Origin of the sequence: Scytonema hofmannii PCC 7110, assembly GCF_000346485.2 — a bacterium.
GTDB lineage: Bacteria > Cyanobacteriota > Cyanobacteriia > Cyanobacteriales > Nostocaceae > Scytonema > Scytonema hofmannii.
Map to the genome: position 1 here is coordinate 4,397,651 of NZ_KQ976354.1, position 20,048 is coordinate 4,417,698.

General features: G+C 39.8%; 21 protein-coding genes. 15 read left to right on the top strand and 6 right to left on the bottom strand.

Going from position 1 to position 20,048, the window contains the following annotated elements; all coding sequences use genetic code 11:
- Positions 1-60: 60 nt before the first annotated feature.
- Complete coding sequence (locus WA1_RS18045; RefSeq protein ID WP_017746341.1) at positions 61-4,581, bottom strand: AAA domain-containing protein; 4,521 nt, start codon at positions 4,579-4,581, stop codon at positions 61-63.
- A gap of 220 nt (positions 4,582-4,801) precedes the next feature.
- On the opposite strand from WA1_RS18045, the gene WA1_RS18050 reads away from it, so the two are divergent.
- Positions 4,802-5,530 carry an HAD family hydrolase gene (locus WA1_RS18050; RefSeq protein ID WP_026134988.1) on the top strand — a complete coding sequence of 243 codons (729 nt, stop codon included), beginning with the start codon at positions 4,802-4,804 and terminating at the stop codon, positions 5,528-5,530.
- A 153-nt stretch (positions 5,531-5,683) separates the two neighbouring features.
- On the opposite strand, the gene WA1_RS18055 is transcribed toward WA1_RS18050, so the two are convergent.
- Complete coding sequence (locus WA1_RS18055; RefSeq protein WP_017746343.1) at positions 5,684-6,121, bottom strand: DUF6918 family protein; 438 nt, start codon at positions 6,119-6,121, stop codon at positions 5,684-5,686.
- Positions 6,122-6,632: 511 nt separating this feature from the next.
- Between WA1_RS18055 and WA1_RS18060 the strand changes: the two genes are divergently transcribed.
- The 7 genes from WA1_RS18060 to WA1_RS18090 all read left to right on the top strand — a co-directional run bounded on the left by WA1_RS18060 (position 6,633) and on the right by WA1_RS18090 (position 11,062).
- Positions 6,633-7,424 (top strand): YdcF family protein, encoded by a 792-nt coding sequence (locus WA1_RS18060; protein ID WP_017746344.1) that lies wholly within the window; start codon positions 6,633-6,635, stop codon positions 7,422-7,424.
- A 328-nt stretch (positions 7,425-7,752) separates the two neighbouring features.
- Positions 7,753-8,085 carry a hypothetical protein gene (locus WA1_RS18065; protein WP_017746345.1) on the top strand — a complete coding sequence of 111 codons (333 nt, stop codon included), beginning with the start codon at positions 7,753-7,755 and terminating at the stop codon, positions 8,083-8,085.
- Between the two features lie 91 nt (positions 8,086-8,176).
- The gene (locus WA1_RS18070; RefSeq protein WP_017746346.1) at positions 8,177-8,494 is read left to right on the top strand and encodes a hypothetical protein; all 318 of its coding nucleotides are present in this window, start codon (positions 8,177-8,179) and stop codon (positions 8,492-8,494) included.
- Entirely contained in the window at positions 8,491-8,856 is a 366-nt protein-coding gene (locus tag WA1_RS18075; protein WP_017746347.1) for a hypothetical protein, read from the top strand. The genes WA1_RS18070 and WA1_RS18075 overlap by 4 nt, the downstream gene beginning before the upstream one ends.
- A gap of 121 nt (positions 8,857-8,977) precedes the next feature.
- The gene (locus WA1_RS18080; protein WP_017746348.1) at positions 8,978-9,295 is read left to right on the top strand and encodes a hypothetical protein; all 318 of its coding nucleotides are present in this window, start codon (positions 8,978-8,980) and stop codon (positions 9,293-9,295) included.
- Positions 9,292-9,660, top strand: coding sequence for a hypothetical protein (locus WA1_RS18085; RefSeq protein ID WP_017746349.1), 369 nt, complete (start codon positions 9,292-9,294; stop codon positions 9,658-9,660). The genes WA1_RS18080 and WA1_RS18085 overlap by 4 nt, the downstream gene beginning before the upstream one ends.
- A gap of 175 nt (positions 9,661-9,835) precedes the next feature.
- Entirely contained in the window at positions 9,836-11,062 is a 1,227-nt protein-coding gene (locus WA1_RS18090) for an EAL domain-containing protein (RefSeq protein WP_017746350.1), read from the top strand.
- Positions 11,063-11,200: 138 nt separating this feature from the next.
- Here WA1_RS18090 and WA1_RS18095 read toward each other — a convergent pair whose 3' ends face one another.
- Complete coding sequence (locus WA1_RS18095) at positions 11,201-11,542, bottom strand: hypothetical protein (RefSeq protein WP_017746351.1); 342 nt, start codon at positions 11,540-11,542, stop codon at positions 11,201-11,203.
- 181 nt (positions 11,543-11,723) lie between these two features.
- On the opposite strand from WA1_RS18095, the gene WA1_RS18100 reads away from it, so the two are divergent.
- The gene (locus WA1_RS18100; protein ID WP_017746352.1) at positions 11,724-13,379 is read left to right on the top strand and encodes a GUN4 domain-containing protein; all 1,656 of its coding nucleotides are present in this window, start codon (positions 11,724-11,726) and stop codon (positions 13,377-13,379) included.
- 197 nt (positions 13,380-13,576) lie between these two features.
- Here the strand turns inward: WA1_RS18100 and WA1_RS57010 are convergent, their stop codons facing one another.
- Together WA1_RS57010 and WA1_RS18105 are read right to left on the bottom strand one after the other, a co-directional pair.
- Entirely contained in the window at positions 13,577-13,753 is a 177-nt protein-coding gene (locus WA1_RS57010; RefSeq protein ID WP_017746353.1) for a type II toxin-antitoxin system RelE/ParE family toxin, read from the bottom strand.
- Positions 13,750-13,995, bottom strand: coding sequence for a type II toxin-antitoxin system Phd/YefM family antitoxin (locus WA1_RS18105; RefSeq protein WP_272819167.1), 246 nt, complete (start codon positions 13,993-13,995; stop codon positions 13,750-13,752). The genes WA1_RS57010 and WA1_RS18105 overlap by 4 nt, the downstream gene beginning before the upstream one ends.
- A gap of 203 nt (positions 13,996-14,198) precedes the next feature.
- Between WA1_RS18105 and WA1_RS18110 the strand changes: the two genes are divergently transcribed.
- The 3 genes from WA1_RS18110 to WA1_RS18120 all read left to right on the top strand — a co-directional run bounded on the left by WA1_RS18110 (position 14,199) and on the right by WA1_RS18120 (position 16,039).
- A complete protein-coding gene (locus WA1_RS18110; RefSeq protein ID WP_017746355.1) occupies positions 14,199-14,999 on the top strand; it encodes an isopentenyl phosphate kinase in 801 nt (266 codons plus the stop codon).
- Between the two features lie 216 nt (positions 15,000-15,215).
- The gene (locus tag WA1_RS18115) at positions 15,216-15,605 is read left to right on the top strand and encodes a hypothetical protein (protein WP_017746356.1); all 390 of its coding nucleotides are present in this window, start codon (positions 15,216-15,218) and stop codon (positions 15,603-15,605) included.
- Positions 15,602-16,039, top strand: a complete 438-nt coding sequence (locus WA1_RS18120) for an HNH endonuclease (RefSeq protein ID WP_017746357.1) — start codon at positions 15,602-15,604, stop codon at positions 16,037-16,039. Before WA1_RS18115 ends, WA1_RS18120 begins: the two co-directional genes overlap by 4 nt.
- Here WA1_RS18120 and WA1_RS18125 read toward each other — a convergent pair.
- Positions 16,031-17,515 carry an SWIM zinc finger domain-containing protein gene (locus tag WA1_RS18125; RefSeq protein WP_017746358.1) on the bottom strand — a complete coding sequence of 495 codons (1,485 nt, stop codon included), beginning with the start codon at positions 17,513-17,515 and terminating at the stop codon, positions 16,031-16,033. The genes WA1_RS18120 and WA1_RS18125 overlap by 9 nt on opposite strands.
- 209 nt (positions 17,516-17,724) lie before the next feature.
- On the opposite strand from WA1_RS18125, the gene WA1_RS18130 reads away from it, so the two are divergent.
- From WA1_RS18130 to lpdA, 3 genes are all read left to right on the top strand, one after another.
- Positions 17,725-18,354, top strand: coding sequence for a type I restriction enzyme HsdR N-terminal domain-containing protein (locus WA1_RS18130; protein ID WP_017746359.1), 630 nt, complete (start codon positions 17,725-17,727; stop codon positions 18,352-18,354).
- Positions 18,355-18,362: 8 nt separating this feature from the next.
- A complete protein-coding gene (locus WA1_RS57015; protein ID WP_158516648.1) occupies positions 18,363-18,515 on the top strand; it encodes a hypothetical protein in 153 nt (50 codons plus the stop codon).
- A gap of 67 nt (positions 18,516-18,582) precedes the next feature.
- Positions 18,583-20,010, top strand: coding sequence for a dihydrolipoyl dehydrogenase (lpdA, locus tag WA1_RS18135; protein WP_017746360.1), 1,428 nt, complete (start codon positions 18,583-18,585; stop codon positions 20,008-20,010).
- Positions 20,011-20,048: the final 38 nt, after the last annotated feature.

Consider the following 20,048-nt stretch of genomic DNA (forward strand, 5'->3'; position numbering starts at 1 on the left):
CATCAGCGTTCATCTGCGGTTCCTAAACTCTTAAACGTAATTTGACTTACGTACAAAAAACTACTCCTTCAAAGACAGAATATCTGAAACATCAACAAACCCTCCATAACGACGCACCACTTTAGAAACTTCCTGATACATATTTCCCACCTGACCGACTTTCTGAGTAAATAAATCGTGACACCCAACAATAACAAGCAATTCTTGTGCGCGAGAAAAAGCAACGTTAACCCGTTCGGGTTCTTTCGCAAATCCGATATCTTTCCTGCTATTATTACAAACTGTACTAACAATAATGACAGGTCGCTCCATACCTTGAAAGATATCAACAGTCCCAGTACGGATATTTAAAGACGGAAATTTATCTGTTTCAATTCTGTCTTTAATTGCTCTCAACTGAGCGCTATAGAAAGTAATAATTCCTACTTCTTTTTGAGGTTGACCATCAGCAATCTTTGAAAACCATGCTTTCTCCATTTGTTCGCACAGCTTTTCAATAATATCAACTTCTCGTGCATTAAACCGAGAAGTCCCCTCTCTTTGTTCTGCAAAACCTTGTTCTACTGGTGTTTTTACCCACAGAATATGATGGTTTTCTTGAATAATTGGACTTCCTAAATAATGGGCGCGTTTTGTCTCTGGTTCTGGAATACCGCAAGTTAATCGATGCTGGTAAAACTGATTGATAGCTCCCATAATTTGCGGATGCATACGATACTGAACTGTTAACATTTGCTTGATACTTGAATGGGCGGCTTCAAATTGCATTTTGAACAGGGATTCTTTCACAAAACTGAGTTCATCTTTTGTCATCTTCAGTTCTTCTGCTATATCTTCTATCGTCTCTTCATGGAGCAAAGGTGGTAACTGACGATGATCGCCTACCAAAACTATTTTTTCGCCTTTTAAAGCCGGAATTAATAATTCTGGAGGCGTGCATTTACTAACCTCATCAACAATGACAACATCAAAACTGGGAAATTCTTTAGAAAAATCTCCTCTTGCTGCTTGAACGCAAGTGATACCAATCACATTGGCGTTATTTATATAAATCTGCTTTAATTCATTGCGATCTTGAGGAGAGGGATGGCGGAGTTTACCTATCCAATCTTGCACAAAGTTTTGATAGCGTTTGAGGTAATTTTCTTCTTTGTCTAGTTCTCTTTGCCATGAATCAAACTGTGCTTTGACTTGATGTAAAAATTCTAAGCTAAACAAACTTGTAGATGTTAGAGCAGGTTTGTACTGCTGGGGTAAACTTTGCCATGCTTTCTCCCACCACTGGCGATCGCGAATCACGTCTTCTGGAATTTGCGATTGGGCTTTCTGCTCTAACTCATTCAGTTGTCTTTGCAGTTCTTCTATCTGGAGTCTTGCTGTTTCATATTCTGTTTCTGACTTAGCTTGATGTTCATCCAAACAAGTTTTGATAATTTGGAGGACAGCAAAAGGATCTAATGCAGCAATCAATGGTTTTAGCTCTTTTGTAGAAGGTTCCCAAGATTCTACTTGTGTTAAAAATTGTTTCGGATTTTCCCAAATAGATGATTGATTGACGAGATAATGCTCTGCAAGAATACGTAGATTTTCTGGTAGATTTTGATGATGGGTTAGTTTTTGTAAAAGATTTGTGACTTGGTTAAGTTTTAAATCTCCCTCTTGTTGAGCTATTTCTAACTGATATTGAGCGGCGGATATTTGTTGCTTTTGGGCTGCTGTGCTTTTCTGAATTTCCTTTAACTGTTGTTGCCAATATTGAAATTGTTTTTCCGTTTCTATTTTAATTGATAACACGCATTGACGGGCATTAACAAGGATATTTTCTAAGATTTCCTTCACAAGATAGTTGAGAGTTGCATCGATATTTTTAGATTCCCATGACGCTCCATACATCTGTTGCATTTCATTGAGAAAATGCCGTGTATTTTCAATCAAAGGAGGACGCCATTTTGAGGCGATATAACCATAATTTTTATATTTCTTAGCAAGTTCTTGCCACTCTTGATAATAACTTGCTGACAGCACCATGGGAATTTGACTTAAGGTTTGGTAAAAGAATTCGCTAAATCGATGTTGCTTACCGCGTCGGTCAACAAAACCTCCTTCTACCTCATAAGACAAGGCGTTTTTTAACTGCACCCAATTGGGAAGATAGTCGATTTTATTAACCTTATAATTTGGAGTAACAAGTGGTAAATTTAAGGTTCGAGCAATCATCCACAATCCTGCTGGTAGTTCAATCAGTTCATCCGTCAACAACGAACCTGTCTGACGACAATTTTTTAGGAGTCGATACAATCTAGTATTTGCCGTAGATTTCCATTCTTTTACTGCATTGACGACAAATTCTAATTCACTTTTTCGGCTTTCTAAAGTTTTAATTTTTGTTTCTATATTTTGCTGTTTGGTCAAACTTTGCTGGTAATCTCTTTGTAACTGTTGGAAATCCTCCGAATTTTTTTTAAAAACTTGCACTGACTCAGATACTGCTAACATACATTGTGCTGCATTTCGAGCATCACTAGAAACTTCCTCAAATTCCGAGATCGCAGTTGCGACTGTTTCTTGCAACCAAACTGCCAATCCAAAAGCACCACGGGTTGGACGAGTAAAACCTAGTTCAGTAACTTTAGTCAGGGCTGTGCGTACATTAGCAACGAAGTTTTCAACAGCTTGGTTTCCATTTGTATAAGGTTTCAAAAGTGGCAAAAAGTTGACAACTTCTGGGCTATCCCAATCGACATTAGGTGCAGTTTGGAGGAGATTGTCTAACTTTGTTTTGAAAGATTGAACCTCAGTTATGGTATCTGAGCTTTGTTTGTAAATCGTTTCAGATTTTTGATAATTCCCCTCTAAAGCTGTCTTTTCTGCTTGGAATTGTTTTTGTGTTTCCTGAAATTCCTCTTCGACTTTAAGATATGTTGCAAATCTTGACGCTGATTTTAACAGTTTCTGAAAAATCTGTACGTTTTCTTGACGTTTTGAGAGATTGTTTTCACAGTCATCAGCTGTATTTTGCAGCCAAGTTCCAATCACGTTATCTTCTAAAAATGGCTGTCCTTCTTCCTGCACTTTTTCGGCTTTTCCTTTCCGCAAAGCCCGGATAACAGGGCTATGAACTAAGCGACTGAGAGCATTATCGACTGCTAAATTAGCTTGGGAGGTGATAAGTGTCTTTCCACCCCGCAAAGCAACTTGATAGCAAATTTCGGCAATAACTGTAGTTTTACCCGTACCGGGGGGTCCCTGAATCAAAACCATATCCGGTGCGGAAAGTACCGCTTCAACTGCAGCAATTTGATCGGGATTGGCGTCTCGCTTTAATAAGTCTTGAGGTTGTAGTTTAATAATTTTTGATGGACGTTTGGCTTTGTCAGCATTGAATAAGAATTGCCCTAACAAAGAATTTTGCGATCGCCCTTGTCGTAAGTTGTCTAAAGCTTTTTTCTTTTGATTGATTTGGTGTATGTCACCTGCAGCTTCAAAATATAAAAATCCTTTATGAGAGAGTTTATAGCGTCCTCGATTCAAGCGTTCAATAAAATCGGAATCTAACCTAATACGGATTTTACTTTCTTCAAAGTCAACATCCGCGATTGTTCCCAACTTTTCTCCGTCACGTTTGTTGCTATATTGGGGAGAGGAGTCAAACAACATCACATCTTCATTGCGTGCTTTTTTGGCGCGTTGCCAAAAGTCATTTTCATCCAACTTATTGGCAGAAGAACCATCAAGAGTTGCTGCTACCGCATCAATTTCAAAAGTCACTCTTCTGGTATCTCCACCATAGTTATGATTTTGAAAAGGCACGCAAAATTGGCGGGATTGGGCTATGCGTTCTTCTATCTCTAAAAATGTGTGCCAAACTTGTAGCTGTTTTTTTGTTGGTATGACTCGTTCCCGAACAGCATCTTCTGAGTTGTTACTTCGTGTATATATAGGTTGTACATTTGTTGGCTGATTTGCTCTAATGAAAGCAGAAATTTGAACAACCCGATTGCCATCTGCTGCTTCAATAGACATATAACCTGAGAGCATTGTCCCAGTAGGAATATCTTGTGAATCCAGTATTAAGTACAAATCCTGCACTCCCGGAGATAAGTGAGTATCTTGCACTCTCAACCAACTAACATCAGATGAAATTTTACACGGTGTCCCTACTTGTACTATCCAAGAACGTTCAATTTGGCGATCGCTTTCTACCTCTCCAAAATCCAAAACGTCGGGAATATCCCAATTAGCATTTTCCCATGTTACATTCGGTGCTATCCCTGTTAATATCACCGATTGACAAATAGGAGCAGTTTCTTTTGTCGCAGACAGGGCTATCTCTCCCTTGTCACCGCCAACAGTGCGGGCGATCGCTAAATTCTCCAGTCGCACCCCAGGAACTTTGACAACCAATGCTGGCTCATCAACTGCAAAAATAACCGTCTCCGCACCTGTACCGCAAAGGGTTAGCGATTTTTCAATAGTAAAGGGTCCTTTATATTCCCCAGATTTCAAGCTGATTTCCGCACCATCACGGACAATTTGCAGCAATTCAAGAAAATTTTCTGGTTCAGCTTGAAATGATGGCATTATTACCTCGGAGAGTTGGGGATTGGAAATGGAGTTTCGTAAGGTACAGAATGATAAATTAACCGCAGCCTGTAGCAGATGGACGCTGATGAATTTGTATTTAGTAAGTTAGGTATGTATTATAGTTACCGAAATTTTGATATATTAGCAGACTGAGAAGTCCTGTTCTCACGATAGCAAGAAGAAAAATTTTAGTTGTGCGATCGCTTGGGGGTTTACTTTGGTAACAATACAATGTAAGAACGTCACGTTTTCCAATATCCAGGCGATTCTATTTGACAAAAACGGGACTCTAGAAGATTCAGATGCTTATTTACGCGTCCTTGCACAAAAAGGAGCAAGGATGATAGACGCACAAGTTCCCGGTATTGGAGAACCACTGTTAATGGCATTTGGTGTTAATGGCGATACTTTAGATCCAGCAGGTTTAATGGCGGTAGCCAGTCGTCGCGAAACAGAAACTGCTGCTGCGGCTTACATTGCAGAAACTGGGCGGGGATGGTTTGAGTCGTTAGCAATAGCCCGTAAAGCTCTGGATGAAGCGGAAAAGTACGCACGCCAAACACATTCTCCTCTGTTTGCAGGTACTTTGGAAGTGCTTCAGTCTTTATCGCAAGCAGGGTTGAAACTTGGTATTCTTTCAGCAGCTACAACTCATGAGGTGCGTAGTTTTGTACAACATCATCAATTAAGTGATCGCATTCAAGTGGAAATGGGAGTTGATGCGGGACCAAGTAAACCAGATCCCATTTTATTTTTACAAGCATGTCAAGTTTTGGGAGTTGAACCCAGTGCCACACTGATGGTAGGAGATTCTGTAGGTGATATGCAAATGGCACGTAATGCCAAAGCAGCAGGGTGCATTGGCATTACGTGGATTGGGAAGTCGGATAATGTCCGAGGTGCAGATGTGGTGATCGATCGACTCGATCGAATTCTAGTTGTATGACGGGCAAGATGCCCGTACCACAAGAAATTTTGGAATAATGAAAAGTATAGGACTCCTATTTGATTTTTGAACAATTACTGAGCCTTAGAAACCCGGTATTTGGGAGATATCGAGTTTCTTTATTTCAAGATTCAAGTAGGATTGCTATAGTACTTAGTTCTTAGTGTAGTTATCAATTACCTTAGCTAAGCCCGGTACTGCTTCCTCAACATGTTTCTTAGCTGAGTTGCGGAGTTTGCTATATACGCCCCGCACAGTTGTGTTGTCGCTTTTTTCGATCCTTCCGTCTGTAACGCTGAGCAACGCTTCTGCGGTACGAGAGCGATTTTGAACGAGGTGTCCGACTGGATCTCCTGTTTGTACGCCCTCATTCCAAATGGGATCGAGTGCTGTGAAGGATTGTGGTAGAAGCCTTTCAATGGCTTCTGTACAATAACTGGGTGCAATTCCTTTAACAGCAGCATAGCCAGCTTTCAAAGCCAGTCCAGAGAGTCCTCCCATTGAAGCGACTTGTTCGTCTAGCAACTTTGTGCAGTCAGCTACAACCATATCCTTTTTGTTTGGGTTTGAAAGACCATCAGAAAGTCCCATTTTGATTCTCCTTAAAATACTAAAGTACTTAATGTTTATTCAATTTCTACTTATTAGATCGGGAAGAAATGACAGATTCAAATTAGAAAGTTAGAGACTTTGTCTTAACTTTCTCATATGACTTGAATGGAAAAATGTCAGTAAAAGCAACTTGGAATAAATTTCCTTAACTGTTATAACTATAATTGCTTTTTCTGTCAACTAAGAACCAAAAAAACATAAAACCAAGAATATTAATACTTTATAAAGTAGGTTCATCAACTCTTTAATAATTAGCGAGCGGCGTCAGAATTTAGGTCGGTAGTGACAATTCAATTTTTTTTTGAGTAAAAATATTTTTATTTTTAGCTGAACCCAAAAGAACCCCGATTTCTTGAAGAAACCGGGGTTCTGACGCCTCAACGCTCGTATCCCTTGCAGTATTGGCTTGTGACTAACACATCACAGCGTAAAGTTTTCGCTAACATAACAAAAAGTAAAGAGTGTATTGACAATCTAATGGGTTAACTGCATGTTCAATTTAGCTATGTGCGATCGCTCTGTAGATCGGTGGATTGGTCTGAAGGTTACACTTTCTCAATGGCTGACAACGCCTGTTGTTATCGTATTGCCACTCTTGTTTCTCGTGTTATTACCTTGGATCTTTCCCCGACTGCGTTGGAAACGTATTTTTCGTACTTTAGGAGTGTTGTTACTGATTATATACTTTAGCGCTACTTTTCCACTGACCATTGCAGTTGCAAAAAAAGGATTAGTTGCTTTTATTCCCCCTGACTCTGGTACCACTGCAGATGCGATTGTTGTACTAGGGCGGGGGAAACCTTTTAGAAAGTCGCGAGTAGAAGTTGCGGCTGAGCTTTGGAGAGATCGTCGCGCACCTTTGATTTTTGCAAGCGGTGCTGGCGATGGTTCTGAAATCGTCCAACAACTCAAAGAAGAAGGTATTCCCGATTCCGCATTAAGCGAAGAGCATTGTTCTGAAACGACTAAAGAAAACGCACTCCTCACCGCATCAGAATTACAACCACGGGGAGTCAAGAGAATTCTGTTAGTAACCGATCCCCCTCATATGTTGCGATCGCTACTCACTTTTCAGAGTATGGGGTTTGAAGTGACTCCACACACTAGCCCTGTACCCAGTGGGTTATCTTCGAGTAAAACAGCAGTACTTTTGTTTTATGAGTATATGGGCTTAGTTAGCTATGGTTTGCAGGGGCGGTTTTTACCTCAAAATGGAGCTGCTCAAGAAATCACTCCACCAGTTGCAAAGGTGAAAAACTTACAAACTTTGGGGAATTTGTAATCAGTAAAAGTTGGAAATTGACTCGTTTCATCTCTTAGGGTGGGCAGAGATGCTCGCCCTATAATTAAAAGAGTTTAATAGAAAGCGATCGCACTTTTAAATTGCATAATATGGGCGGGCAGGATGCCCACCCCACAAGAGCTACATCTTAATGCAATATGCAAGTTAAATGTTTGACAACTTACTATGAAAAGTCAACAGACGTAGCATTACATAGATATACAATAAAATGAGGGTTTTTAATAAAAAGATAAACACAGTATGATTTAGCTATCTAGTAACCGCATTATGATTTCAGGCGAGTTTAACACTCAAAGATAAACACAGTATGACTCAGCTATCTAATAACCGTACTCCACGGCGGGGGAGAGTATTTCCAGAACGTCGATTATCTCCAGAAGAGATAGCAAGACGTAAAGTTGAAGGTAAAGCATTTGTTAAGCGGTGTCGTCTAGTTTTTGATAGGATTCAACCAGAACTAATCAAAAACAACTACGACTGGTTTATTATCATAGAGCCAAAAAATGGGGACTATATTATCGCTCCAAATGAAACAGTTGCAAGACAAAAAGCTCGCGAGCAATTTGGTTCTAAAATGAGGATCATGATGCGAATAAATCTTGTAGCAGATTTTCCAGCAGGAGTTTTGACACTTGGGTAAGTGCGATCGCTTCGGCGCAAGCTGTACCTGGCTTATCGCACAAAAATGCTAATCTAAAATTATAGTCTGTTCATAAAAAGATAAACACAGTATGACTCAGCTATCTAATAACCACACTCCACGTCGCGGAAGGGTATTTCCAGAACGTCGATTATCTCCTGAAGAAATAGCAAGACGTAAAGTAGAAGATGAAGCATTTTTTAAGCAGTGTCGTCTAGTTTTTGATAGAGTTCAACCTGAGTTAATGAAAGATCATTACGATTGGTTTATCATCATAGAGCCAGAAAATGGCGACTATATCATCGCTTCAGATGAAACAGTTGCAAGACAAAAAGCCCGCGAGCAATTTGGTTCAAAAATTAGGCTCATGATGCGAATAAATGAGACTGGAGCCTGCGGCACAATATGATTTCAGGCGAGTTTAATAGTAAAAGAGAGTTAATTTTTGAAATTGGATTAATTGCTGCTGATAGTGATATAGTTCCAGTCAAGGCAATTTTAGATACAGGTTTTACAGGTTGGTTAGCAATTGACAATCAAGATGCTGACAGTCTTGGTTGGTTGCTTGAGTCTCAAAAAGAACAGATGCGGACAGCAAGAGGAGAAGCACGATTTAATCTATATCAAGGAACCATACTGTTAGATGGCCAGGAGTATATAATTCCAGTTTTGGGTGGAGATGAACTTCCAGATATTCTGTTGGGTGTGAATTGGTTGCAACTAAAGCGACTTGTAGCAGATTTTCCAGCAGGAGTTTTGACACTTGGGTAAGTGCGATCGCTTCGGCGCAAGCCGTACTCGGCTTATCGCTCTTAGCGCAAGCCGTACCTGGCTTATCGCACAAAAATGCTAATCTAAAGTTATGGTTTTTTAAGAAAAAGATAAACACGGCATGACTCAGCTATCTAGTAACCGCATTCCACGTCGCGGAAGGGTATTTCCAGAACGTCAATTATCTCCAGAAGAAAAAGCAAGACATCAGGCAGAAGATGAAGTTTTTGCTCAACGCTGTCGGCAGATTTACGATCGAGTTGCCAGCAAAGTTATGAAAGAACACTATGATTGGTTCGTAGTTATAGAACCTGATAGTGGCGATTATTTCATCGATCCGGATGAAACTGTTGCTAGAAAAAAAGCTTGTGAAAAACATCCTAACAAACTGCGCTTGATTATGCGTCTTAATGAGACGGGAACCTGCGGCAGAATATGATTTTAGGAGAATTTAGTAGTAGAGGAGAGTTAATTTTTGAAATTGGTTTGATTGCTGCTGACGGTGATATTATTCCAGTCAATGCAATTTTAGATACAGGATTTACTGGTTGGCTAGCAATTGATAACCAAGATGCTTTAAGTCTTGGGTGGAACCTGAATATTAATGAAAGACGAGATATGCAAACAGCATGGGGAGAAGCTCGCTTTAATCTTTATCAAGGGATTGTGCTTCTTGATGAACAGCAGTTCACAATTGAAGTGTTAGGTGGCTCTCAACTTCCGGATATTCTGTTGGGTGTGAATTGGTTGCAACTAAAGCGACTTGTAGCAGATGTTCAAGTAGGGGTGTTGACACTTGGGTAAATGCGATCGCTTTGGCGCAAGCCGAAAGAGTGCTTATCGCGCACAAATCTATTCTTCTGTGTGAGCAGCATCACATATATAATGATACATTGGAAATCGTATCCTTGAAATAGTTCGACAAACATCCAAAGCAGAATTTGTCTTTATACTTCATAACAACAGTCAGGATAGTTGGTTGGTTAAATTACAAAGTTATTTTCCGGAAAATGTAGAAAAAAATACTTATATTGAAATCATCAAGTCAAGCATATTACCAAATATCTCGACAAATATAGTTTTCAATCGCGCTCATCATGGTATTTATCAAATTCACGAAGTTAGAAAGGGGGAAGCCCATGCATTCGTTGTCATACCGTTGATACCGCCACCAGAAGCCGAATTCATGATTATTTGTAGGCGACAGCAAGATTCCAATCTTTTAGGCGATGTGTACGGCAGGATTGTATCTAGCTTTTATAAGGCTAGTGAAAAAATGATATTACAACCAGAACTGGTTGAAGCATCGATTCTTGATGATTTGAAGAAAGATTTTGGCTTTGTTTCTCTATCTCTTTACGAAAGAAGGTTTGAATTATTCTGCGAACGCCTTAAAAGAATGGTTGTTCACTTTGAGCCAATTCTTCACTTATATCCAGAAGAGCTATATATCAGTGGATGGGAAGCCCTTGCTAGAAACCCAGATAACTGGAAAGCGCCTTCAGATTTATTTCAATCTGCAGAATTATGGGTTTCCCGGTTTATTATTGAACTAGATCAACATTTTTTGATAGTTGCTGCTCGAAGTTATAGTGAGGCGTGTAGAACCGCAAAGCAAAGTAGACAGTATGAAGTTCTACCATTATCAGTAAATGTCTACCCAGAGTCTTTGATGCGAAGAGCTTACTTCCAATCAATGCGTCAGCTTTTGCAAGAAAGGCTTATTTCACCAAGAAAATTAATATTAGAAATTTCTGAAAAAACTGAATTACCAAAATTTGATGGAGATATTCTTTTAGATTCTCCTTTAGATGTCTTCAAAGAAAAATTATTACAATATGTACGCGATCTTAAAATTAGATTTGCAATAGATGATTTTGGAGTTGGTTACGCGTCAGTTTCTCGATTAGCCGGTCTGAATCCACCTTATGTCAAAATTGATCGTGAGATTCTTTATCAAGAATCAACAGAAGTGATTATTCAATTTGTTCACAAACTTGTTCAAGCAGATAATTTAAGAAGCACAACAGATGTGATTTTAGAAGGTATTGATGAAAATACTCCTATTAGTTTACACAGACTTAAACAGATAGGTGTGAGCTACATTCAAGGACATATTGTTGGCAAAGCAGGAGCGGAAATTTATCGTTTGACTCCAGAAAAAAGTGAGTTTTTGAGAAAAAAGCTTTTAGAACCGACAGATTGAAATGCCACCAGCTGACAGAGGAATAATATGCTCAAATTCAAACGTAGTGACAGTTAGAGATTCCGCAGTACGGCAGTAAGCAACAATTTACAAAGCGATCGCGAATGCGTCTTTGTAACTCAACAGGAATGTAAACGCTCACGCCACCCTCAATTTTTTTTCAAGATAGTTTAATGTGTATCTAGCTCTAGTTTTAAGAATGTTTAGCTGGTCAACTTGTGATAACAAACTGTCTAGAGTAGCAAGTTCATCACGTGATAGTTGATTTTCCCTATTCCGAGCTAGTAAATCATTTAATTGGTCTTGGGCTTTTAGAGACAACATTCCGTTTGCCAAGGCTTGCAGTTCATCATGACTTAAGCCATTTAAAATTTCACTATCTGCTAATAGGTTGGTCAATTGATGATACGTTTCCAAATTTAGGAGTACGCCAACTCGCTCTCCTTGTTCATTAGTGATGTACCGAACTGATTCAGACATAAGAGACTTTAGGAATATGCTTGAATTTATCGTAACCTATCCAAAGACTACATCGCATTCCGCTGAGCGCATACCCGATTTTTGAGATGATTATACTGATACTCTGCAAAATCCGGAATCCTTAAGCTTGAGATTGAGTATTAGAATAAGAGTAGAAAAATATAGCAAAGAGAAATGCAAAATGGGGAAATTTGCATTGCTGATTGGTGTGAGTCAGTATGAGTCCAGTTTATTCAACCCTTTACCTGGGGTTGTCAGAGATATTGAGGCAATGCAACGTGTTTTGAAGCATCCAGAGATGGGCGACTTTGATAATGTCGAACAGTTGATTGACGGTGATGCATTGGTCATAAACCAGAAAATAGAGCAATTATTTATTGAAAATCGTCAGCGAAACGACCTGACGCTGCTCTATTTATCAGGACATGGCTTTTTAGATAAAAACGGGTATCTATATTATGTCAGCCGTAACACCCACGTCACTTCTCAAAACAAAATATATACTAGCAATGCTGTAGCTGCTCGGTTTATCCAAGAGCAGTGTATGAACCTCAGCCAATCAAAGCGACAGGTGTTGATTCTTGACTGTTGCTTTAGCGGAGCATTTGTTGAGGGTATGGGAGCAAAACAAGCAATTCCGATTATTGACGATAAAATTCTGGCTCAATTAGGTGGTGAAGGCAGAGTTGTGTTAACCTCTTCTACTGCTACACAACTCTCTTATGAAGATCGCGAAGGAGGATTTTATACCCGTTATTTAATCGAGGGAATTGAAAAGGGCGCTGCTGATGCTGATAACGATGGTGTGATTTCAGTAGCGGAACTGCATGACTATGCCAAGCGCAAAGTGCAAGAAGCACAACCAGCAATGAAGCCGGAAATCTTTGCATTTTGGGAAGGTTACACAATCCATTTAGCCAAAGCTCCCTTAGGGGACTCTAGATTAGAGTATCGCAAAACGGTTGAGCAATGTGTCAAGGATAGCGGCTTCTTGGTACAAAAGAATTGTTTTAAAAAAGTTGCTCGCCGGATTCTCACTAACAAGCAAAAGCAATTGAGGATAGAAACTGAAATCGCTACAGCTATAGAAGAAGAAGTTCTTCAACCATTTCGTGATTATCAAGAAAGCTTACGAGAATATGAAGAAGCTTTAGCTGAGGCATTAGAAGAGGAGAATATTCTCAGTGATGTGAGTTGGCAGTTGTTGAAACAATTACAGCAGATGCTCAAACTTCAAGATGAGGACGTAACACCCATACATGAACGCTTGATACCATCGCAACAACCAATTTCATCCACACCCCAACCAACCTTACCTCCTACAAAAGCTATTACAACGGCGGAGGAAGATGACCTTAAATCTGAAAAAGGAGTAGACTATACAAAACTGCAAAACCTGCTGATGGCAGGAAAGTGGAAAGAAGCTGACCAAGAGACTTATTTGGTGATGCTTCAAGCTGTAGGTCGTCAAGAAGGTGATTGGATTAGAGAAGAAGAACTTTTGAACTTTCCCTGTACAGACCTCCGCACCATAGACCAACTATGGGTAAAATATAGCAATGGACGCTTTGGTTTCAGCGTTCAGAAGCGCATTTATCTTGATATTGGTGGAATACTCAATGGAAGGTATTATGATGAAAGATCTTGGAATAAGTATTGCAATCTCGTAGGATGGAAAGTGAAGGGAAAATGGATCGCTGAGTCTGAAGTGATTTATAATACCTCAGCCCCTGATGGACACCTCCCTCTTTGGTTTTTTTGGGTGTTATTCGTTGATGATTGGGATGTTATATTGGTTTCTTTTCTTGCGTTGAGACTTGTAAAGTGCAAAATTTAAGTGTCTCAGTATTTTGTAAATCTTTGTTTCAACTCCTCTTCTTACGATGCAATCAGAACATCAAGAGTAAGTAGCGCTCACTTAAATAGTTGGTGGATGTTCTCCCATCTTCACCCACATTTTACGAACACGAGTGACTTGAAAACGATTCATTTTCAAAGCAGAAATCGTTGCTCGACTAACAGGTGTAAGTCCAATTATTTCCGCACCATCAGCGCTCCAAACAAAATGGTCTTTTCATAAGGCGGAGGATTTTGAAAAGGATTTTCTTCAAGGGCTGCGAGTAATTCCTCCGCTTTCTCCTTCAAATTACTAGACGCTAACTTCTTCGCGTCTTTTTGCGCTTGTTTTGTATAAACCAACTTCAAACTCACCAATCCAACTCCCTATCGCATTCTTCTATAGGAGTTGCTAATCCTTCTTTTATAGATTCTCGCATTCCAGGGACAGATAATAAGTAAAGAGTTTCCTGAATAGCAGACCAGTCTTTTTCGGCAAGCAGAATTGCATTACCACGCTCACCCTGAATAATAACGGGTTTACCCTGCTCTGAAACTTGGTCAATTAGCTTTTGTAAATTATTTTGAGCATCGTTGACGGGAAGCAAAGACATCATGCTTTTTTTAACTCACGGTAACTTTACTCTAGCAGATCTATGAACTACAGATTTTTGTCAAGTTCATTATTGACAAATTTTAATGCGTTTGCCCTAGGTGTTCGCTGAAGGAATATTAAGCGCAAGTTTACAGAGAAGGATTTGGATTATTTTTATGGTAGGCTCTATCAAGCTGATTATTTCGCTTTTACCAAAATTTCATTATGGAGCTAGCATTAATAAAGCTAGGAGGGTCTCTCATTACAGATAAGGATAAACCTTACACTGCTCGACCCGAAGTGATGCAACGATTGGCTAGAGAAATAAATTATATACGGAATCAAAATCCTAATCTCAAATTAATTATTGGCAATGGAGCAGGTTCTTTTGGTCATCAGTCAGCAAAGAAGTACAACACTATCGAGGGTTTTATCTCTCCTTATGAAAAGTTAGGATTTTGCCTGGTACATCAAGATGTTTTAGACCTCAATCTGCTACTAGCTAAGATTTTATTGCAAACAGGTTTACCAGTGGTTAGCCTACCTCCTTTAACAATGGCGATCGCTAAGAATAAGAAGCTATTGGAAAGCAACTTTTCATCTGTAGAGAATAGTCTAGCTGCAGATTTGATTCCTTTAGTTTTTGGTGATGTTGTTTTGGATAAGGCAATTGGCGGTACTATCCTCTCTACAGATACTTTGTTAGCAGAATTGGCTAAATATTTCTTATTCCAAAATAAATACAAAATTATTTTAATTAATGCTGGAGATTATCCAGGAGTACGCGATCGCAATGGAAAAGTCATTTCTCTTATTACCAAAAGTAACTATTCTGAAGTCGAAGCAGCTTTAGGTTTAAGCCATTCAGTAGATGTCACTGGTGGAATGAAAAAGAAAGTAGAGGAGTTTTTAGCTATTTCTAGTCTAGGAATTGATTGCTGGATTATTGATGGAAATATTTCAGACAATCTAGTTCAGGCTGTTTTAGGAAAACCAACTTCAGGAACACTCATTCGAGAATTTTAGTGATTGAAAGAATATATCTGCTTCTTCCTTGGTTTTCTTTGCATTTGGTAGTGTTCACAAAAAGAAGTTAATGGAGTAGCTACAGTAGCGACCGCACGAACAACATCACGCCTTATAATTCTTTACAAAATTAATATAAAGTGATTTGCTATTAAGCAAATAAATGTAATTTATTCTAATTTATGATAGAATATAAAAAATCAATGAAAGTAAAAAATGAGCAATCAAATAACTATTACTTTGCCAGATGAAGTTTACAAACGAGCCGAACATTTTGCACGACTTGCCAACCGGGATATAGCTAGTATCATAGCTGATACTATCCAATTTGGAATTCCATCAATTAGTATGATAGCAGCAGCTTTTGAACCTATATCCGCACTCTCTAATGAGCAGGTTATGGCTTTGACGGAATTGCAGATGGAATCTGAACAAGATGCTCGTTTAAGTGAGTTGCTAGATCGACAGCAGGCAGGTATCATGACTGAGGTAGAATATTCAGAATTGCAAGCCTTAATGCAAATTTATCAAGAATTACTACTACGAAAAGCGACTGCATTAAGCGAAGCCGTGAAACGTGGGTTGATGGAACCTTTAAACTCATGAGTTCTAGCAAAATAGCTAAAGAAGTTCGAGAAAGAGTACGAGCACAGGCTAATAATCAATGTGGTTATTGCCGAAGTCTACAAAAATCTGTGTTGGGAATTCTGGAAATTGAACACATAATTCCAAAGGCTTTAGGTGGTAGCGATGATGAAGAAAACCTATGGCTTTCCTGTAGATTATGCAATGGATTTAAAGGTACTCAAATTTATGCACAAGACCCTGTAACAAACTGTAAGGTTAGGCTGTTTAATCCACGGTATCAAAAATGGTCTGAACATTTTAGTTGGACAAACAACGGTACACATATCATGGGTCTGACTCCAGGCGGTCGTGCAACTATTTTAGCATTACAACTTAACAATACTTATGCATTAAGTGTTAGGCAAGCATGGGTTTCTGCAGGTTGGCATCCACCCCAAGATGATTTAGACTAATTGCTGAAATAACCCCATCAATTTACGTTTGCGAGCGTGAATTTCCATGAGATGAGCTTTATAAGCCAACCACTCTACTTGCCTTCCAGACTCTAAATAAGCAATACGTGCTTTTTTAAGCCATGCTACTGCAGCATCGTAATGTTCAGCCTTACCTGCATCCATAATTGATTCAGCGTAACGACACGCATTTGTAATTACCCATTGAGGATTGTGAGTTGTAGCAGCTTGCATAACTCTATGAACTAACTCTAAATCGTACATATTACGTTCAGAGACAGTAGCGATCGCATCATCAATCAATCCTTCATACAAAAATATATCAACTTTTGCCTTTTCTAATCCCCAACGTTTATGAGTATCAAGTATTTGTAACAACTCCGTTTTTACACCTTCCCATTTTTCTCCAGCCAAGTCCTCCATTATCCTGTAATCAGCAAAAGTAGGTATAGCTTGAAAAGCACTCTTTCTGGCAAATAAAGCAACTTGCTTATCTCTCAACCCCTCAGCTAAATCGCTTGTCCAGATTCCCAAGTCATACTGACAATTCCCCGGTAATTTCAATCCCTCTTGAGCAATATGTAATGCTTGTTGCAGTGATTCCTGTTCCTTCAGGGTTTTCGCTAAGGCAAAAGCTTCTTCCATTGAAGACATTTGAGTTTGGGCTGCATCCATTGCTTCTTCAATTCGACCTAATCGACCAAGCATTGTTAAATAACGTTCGGTTTGTCCTTCTGCTTGTGCCAAATACAAGTACTCTTCGTAACGTTCCTCACGCTCAAGAATTTTCAACCGAATCAATGCCAAATCATCAGCACAATCTGGTGGTTCTCCTTCCCAAACCCCATTTGCAGTAATCTTACCCTGAAGAACCTCTATCAGAAGCGGGTCATTCCAACCTTGACGCAAAGCCTCTAAAGCAAGTTCAAAATCAGCATCCCACTCATTCTGCCAAGTTTCTAAATTGACCTGGATATCCACTTTTTCCTCTGGTATCAGTTCAGTAGTGAGAATTGCTTCACACCACGCATCATTCAATACTGATACTATTTCTTCATTTTCAGCGCCATATTCTTCTACGTCAATCCAGTTATCCACACAAGTCGAAGTAATTGCTTCTAGAATAACAAGAGCATTGTTACTATCTCCCCGTTCGCACAAATCCACAGCAGATTGTACTACACTATACAACTCTTCACTAATGGGGTCTTCTTCATAACCATCTTCCATATAGCGTGCTGCATCCCGAAGAATTTGGCGCACTTGTTGTCGATAAGGTTTCGGATCGACAGTGGTAATGTGACGTTTCAGTTCTGAAGGTGTTTTATTGACAACAGGATGAGTCATCAAACTAACATGATGCTTAATTTCTGCCATCAATTCGGGATGCTTTGCCACCAGTTCTTGTACCAACCGTTGCGTTTGCACGTGGTCAAGACAATCTAGCAGTTTTTCTAAGGAGGAATGCTGTTCCATAGACATCGAAATTCATCTTGAGAGTAGCTTACTGACTAACATAGGACTTACGCACGCTCTACGAAATCTTGGCGCTCTTGGCGTCTTGGCGGTTCAATAAATTAGGGTTTCTGGCAATTTTTGCGTAAGTCCTGTAACAATATCACCTTTTATAATTCACTAATTGTTTACACTAGCAATATGGTAACAAATTACATCCCCATTCCTCTATGACTCAAGTTATCCAAGCCAGTGAACTAACATTGAGTGATGTTGAAAATCAATTTAACCTCCGCCAAGTTATCAACGACTCCACCTTTTTTTATGAATGGCAGAATGATTTACCAGAATTGAGTCAGTCAGAAAGAGATGCCTTGGAGCGAGTGAAAACTGAGTTTCTCTATTTGAATAAATACTCCATGTTAGAGGACTTAGTCAAAATGGTGGTACTTTCACCTCTACTATCCCTAGCAGGATTTTATCGTCCTCCAATTCGTCCGGTTCTGGAAAAACGAGTAGATGTTGCATTACAAGATGAGAACAAAACAGCTTGGGGACGAATTGATATTTTAGTGTTACAGCAGCAAGTTTGGGTAACAGTTATTGAGTCAAAACAAGCAGGGTTCTCTCTTAAGGATGCAACAGCCCAAGCATTATTCTATATGATGGCAAATCCCAATCCCGAACAACCAACCTTTGGTTTAGTAACGAATGGAAGTCATTTTACGTTTATTAAACTCATACGTAATACAGTATCTCAATATGCATTTTCACCTGAATTTTCCTTGTTTCGACCTGATAATGAGCTATGTTGTGTTCTTAGGATTTTAAAACGCTTTACTGATTTGAAATACACGTAGGTAGGGCTATGCCGCACACAAGCTTTATGTGGTGGGCAATGCCCACCCTACATTACACATTACTTTGGTTTTTTGGTAATGTATGTTACACTTTGGAAAATACTATTAATTTTGCCCCTAGTATCTTAAGTCATAATCTCGATCGCGCAACGGCACAATAATGAATACTTGCGCTGATCGTTTGGTCAGTTAAAAATAAAGTTGGTGAATGCACGCGGGGAGATTAACGTGAGTGAAGGGTTCGATTACGATTTAGTGATTTTAGGCGCTGGAGTGGGCGGACATGGCGCTGCTCTACATGCCGTTAGCTGTGGTCTTAAAACAGCGATTGTCGAAGCGGCGGACATGGGAGGAACTTGTGTTAACCGAGGCTGCATTCCATCCAAGGCTCTGTTAGCAGCATCTGGGCGAGTGCGGGAATTACGTAATGCTCATCACCTCAAGTCCCTGGGTATTCAATTGGGAAACGTTGAGTTTGATAGACGCTTAATTGCCGATCATGCCAACAATCTTGTGGCGAAAATTCAAGGTGATTTAACTAATAGCCTGAAGCGCCTGAGTGTCGATATTATTCGTGGGTGGGGTAAAGTCGCAGGGACACAAAAAGTCACTGTCACAACAGATAGCGGTGAAAAAACTATTACGGCAAAAGATATTATTCTTTCCTCCGGCTCTGTACCCTTTGTTCCTCCCGGTATTCAAGTAGATGGCAAAACTGTTTTCACAAGCGACCAAGCGGTAAAACTAGAATCATTACCAGACTGGGTAGCAATTATTGGCAGTGGTTACATCGGATTGGAATTTTCTGATGTTTACTCGGCATTGGGCAGTGAAATCACCATGGTAGAAGCTTTAGACCAACTTATGCCGGGATTTGACCGCGATATTGCCAAACTTGCGGAACGGGTTCTCATTACGAATCGCGACATTGAAACCTATGTAGGAATATACGCCAAAAAAGTGATTCCCGGTTCACCTGTCATTATTGAGTTAGCTAATTTCAAAACCAAAGAAGATGTGGGTGTATTGGAAGTCGATGCTTGCTTGGTAGCAACCGGACGCATTCCAGCTACGCAAAACTTGGGTTTAGAATCTGTAGGCGTGGAACTTGACCGCCGGAATTATATTCCAGTTAACAATAATATGGCTGTGCTATCTACTGGTGAACCAGTACCAAATTTGTGGGCTATCGGGGACGCTACTGGTAAGATGATGCTTGCCCATGCTGCTTCGGCTCAAGGGATTGTAGCTGTAGAAAATATTTGCGGGCGTCATAAAGAAATAGACTATCCCAGCATTCCCGCCGCAGCGTTTACTCACCCAGAAATTAGTTACGTTGGCATGACTGAAACGGCTGCTAAAGAAAAGGGTAGCGCAGAAGGATGGGCAGTAGGAACAACCAAGAGTTACTTCAAAGGCAATTCCAAAGCCCTAGCTGAAGGTGAAGCAGACGGTATGGCAAAGGTGATCTATCGCAAAGACACGGGCGAGGTTTTAGGCGTCCATATTTTTGGAATGCACGCTTCGGATATTATCCATGAAGCCTCAGCAGCGATCGCCAACCGTCAATCCGTCCACACCCTTGCTTATCTGGTTCACGCCCACCCAACACTTTCTGAAGTGTTAGACGAAGCATACAAACGAGCAGTAGCTTAATTTGTCATTGGTCATTTGTCCTTTGTCCTTTGTACGGG

Bases quoted from the DNA above. Each gene is read 5' to 3' on its own strand.
- WA1_RS18070 (WP_017746346.1), top strand. From the start codon at position 8,177: ATGACTCAGCTATCTAATAACCACACTCCACGTCGCGGAAGGGTATTT.
- WA1_RS18095 (WP_017746351.1), bottom strand. From the start codon at position 11,542: ATGTCTGAATCAGTTCGGTACATCACTAATGAACAAGGAGAGCGAGTT.
- WA1_RS18085 (WP_017746349.1), top strand. From the start codon at position 9,292: ATGATTTTAGGAGAATTTAGTAGTAGAGGAGAGTTAATTTTTGAAATT.
- WA1_RS18065 (WP_017746345.1), top strand. From the start codon at position 7,753: ATGACTCAGCTATCTAATAACCGTACTCCACGGCGGGGGAGAGTATTT.
- WA1_RS18110 (WP_017746355.1), top strand. From the start codon at position 14,199: ATGGAGCTAGCATTAATAAAGCTAGGAGGGTCTCTCATTACAGATAAG.
- WA1_RS18080 (WP_017746348.1), top strand. From the start codon at position 8,978: ATGACTCAGCTATCTAGTAACCGCATTCCACGTCGCGGAAGGGTATTT.
- WA1_RS18125 (WP_017746358.1), bottom strand. From the start codon at position 17,515: ATGGAACAGCATTCCTCCTTAGAAAAACTGCTAGATTGTCTTGACCAC.
- WA1_RS18105 (WP_272819167.1), bottom strand. From the start codon at position 13,995: ATGATGTCTTTGCTTCCCGTCAACGATGCTCAAAATAATTTACAAAAG.
- WA1_RS18115 (WP_017746356.1), top strand. From the start codon at position 15,216: ATGAGCAATCAAATAACTATTACTTTGCCAGATGAAGTTTACAAACGA.
- WA1_RS57015 (WP_158516648.1), top strand. From the start codon at position 18,363: ATGCCGCACACAAGCTTTATGTGGTGGGCAATGCCCACCCTACATTAC.
- WA1_RS18060 (WP_017746344.1), top strand. From the start codon at position 6,633: ATGTTCAATTTAGCTATGTGCGATCGCTCTGTAGATCGGTGGATTGGT.
- WA1_RS18100 (WP_017746352.1), top strand. From the start codon at position 11,724: ATGGGGAAATTTGCATTGCTGATTGGTGTGAGTCAGTATGAGTCCAGT.
- WA1_RS18075 (WP_017746347.1), top strand. From the start codon at position 8,491: ATGATTTCAGGCGAGTTTAATAGTAAAAGAGAGTTAATTTTTGAAATT.
- WA1_RS18130 (WP_017746359.1), top strand. From the start codon at position 17,725: ATGACTCAAGTTATCCAAGCCAGTGAACTAACATTGAGTGATGTTGAA.
- WA1_RS18120 (WP_017746357.1), top strand. From the start codon at position 15,602: ATGAGTTCTAGCAAAATAGCTAAAGAAGTTCGAGAAAGAGTACGAGCA.
- WA1_RS18045 (WP_017746341.1), bottom strand. From the start codon at position 4,581: ATGCCATCATTTCAAGCTGAACCAGAAAATTTTCTTGAATTGCTGCAA.
- WA1_RS18055 (WP_017746343.1), bottom strand. From the start codon at position 6,121: ATGGGACTTTCTGATGGTCTTTCAAACCCAAACAAAAAGGATATGGTT.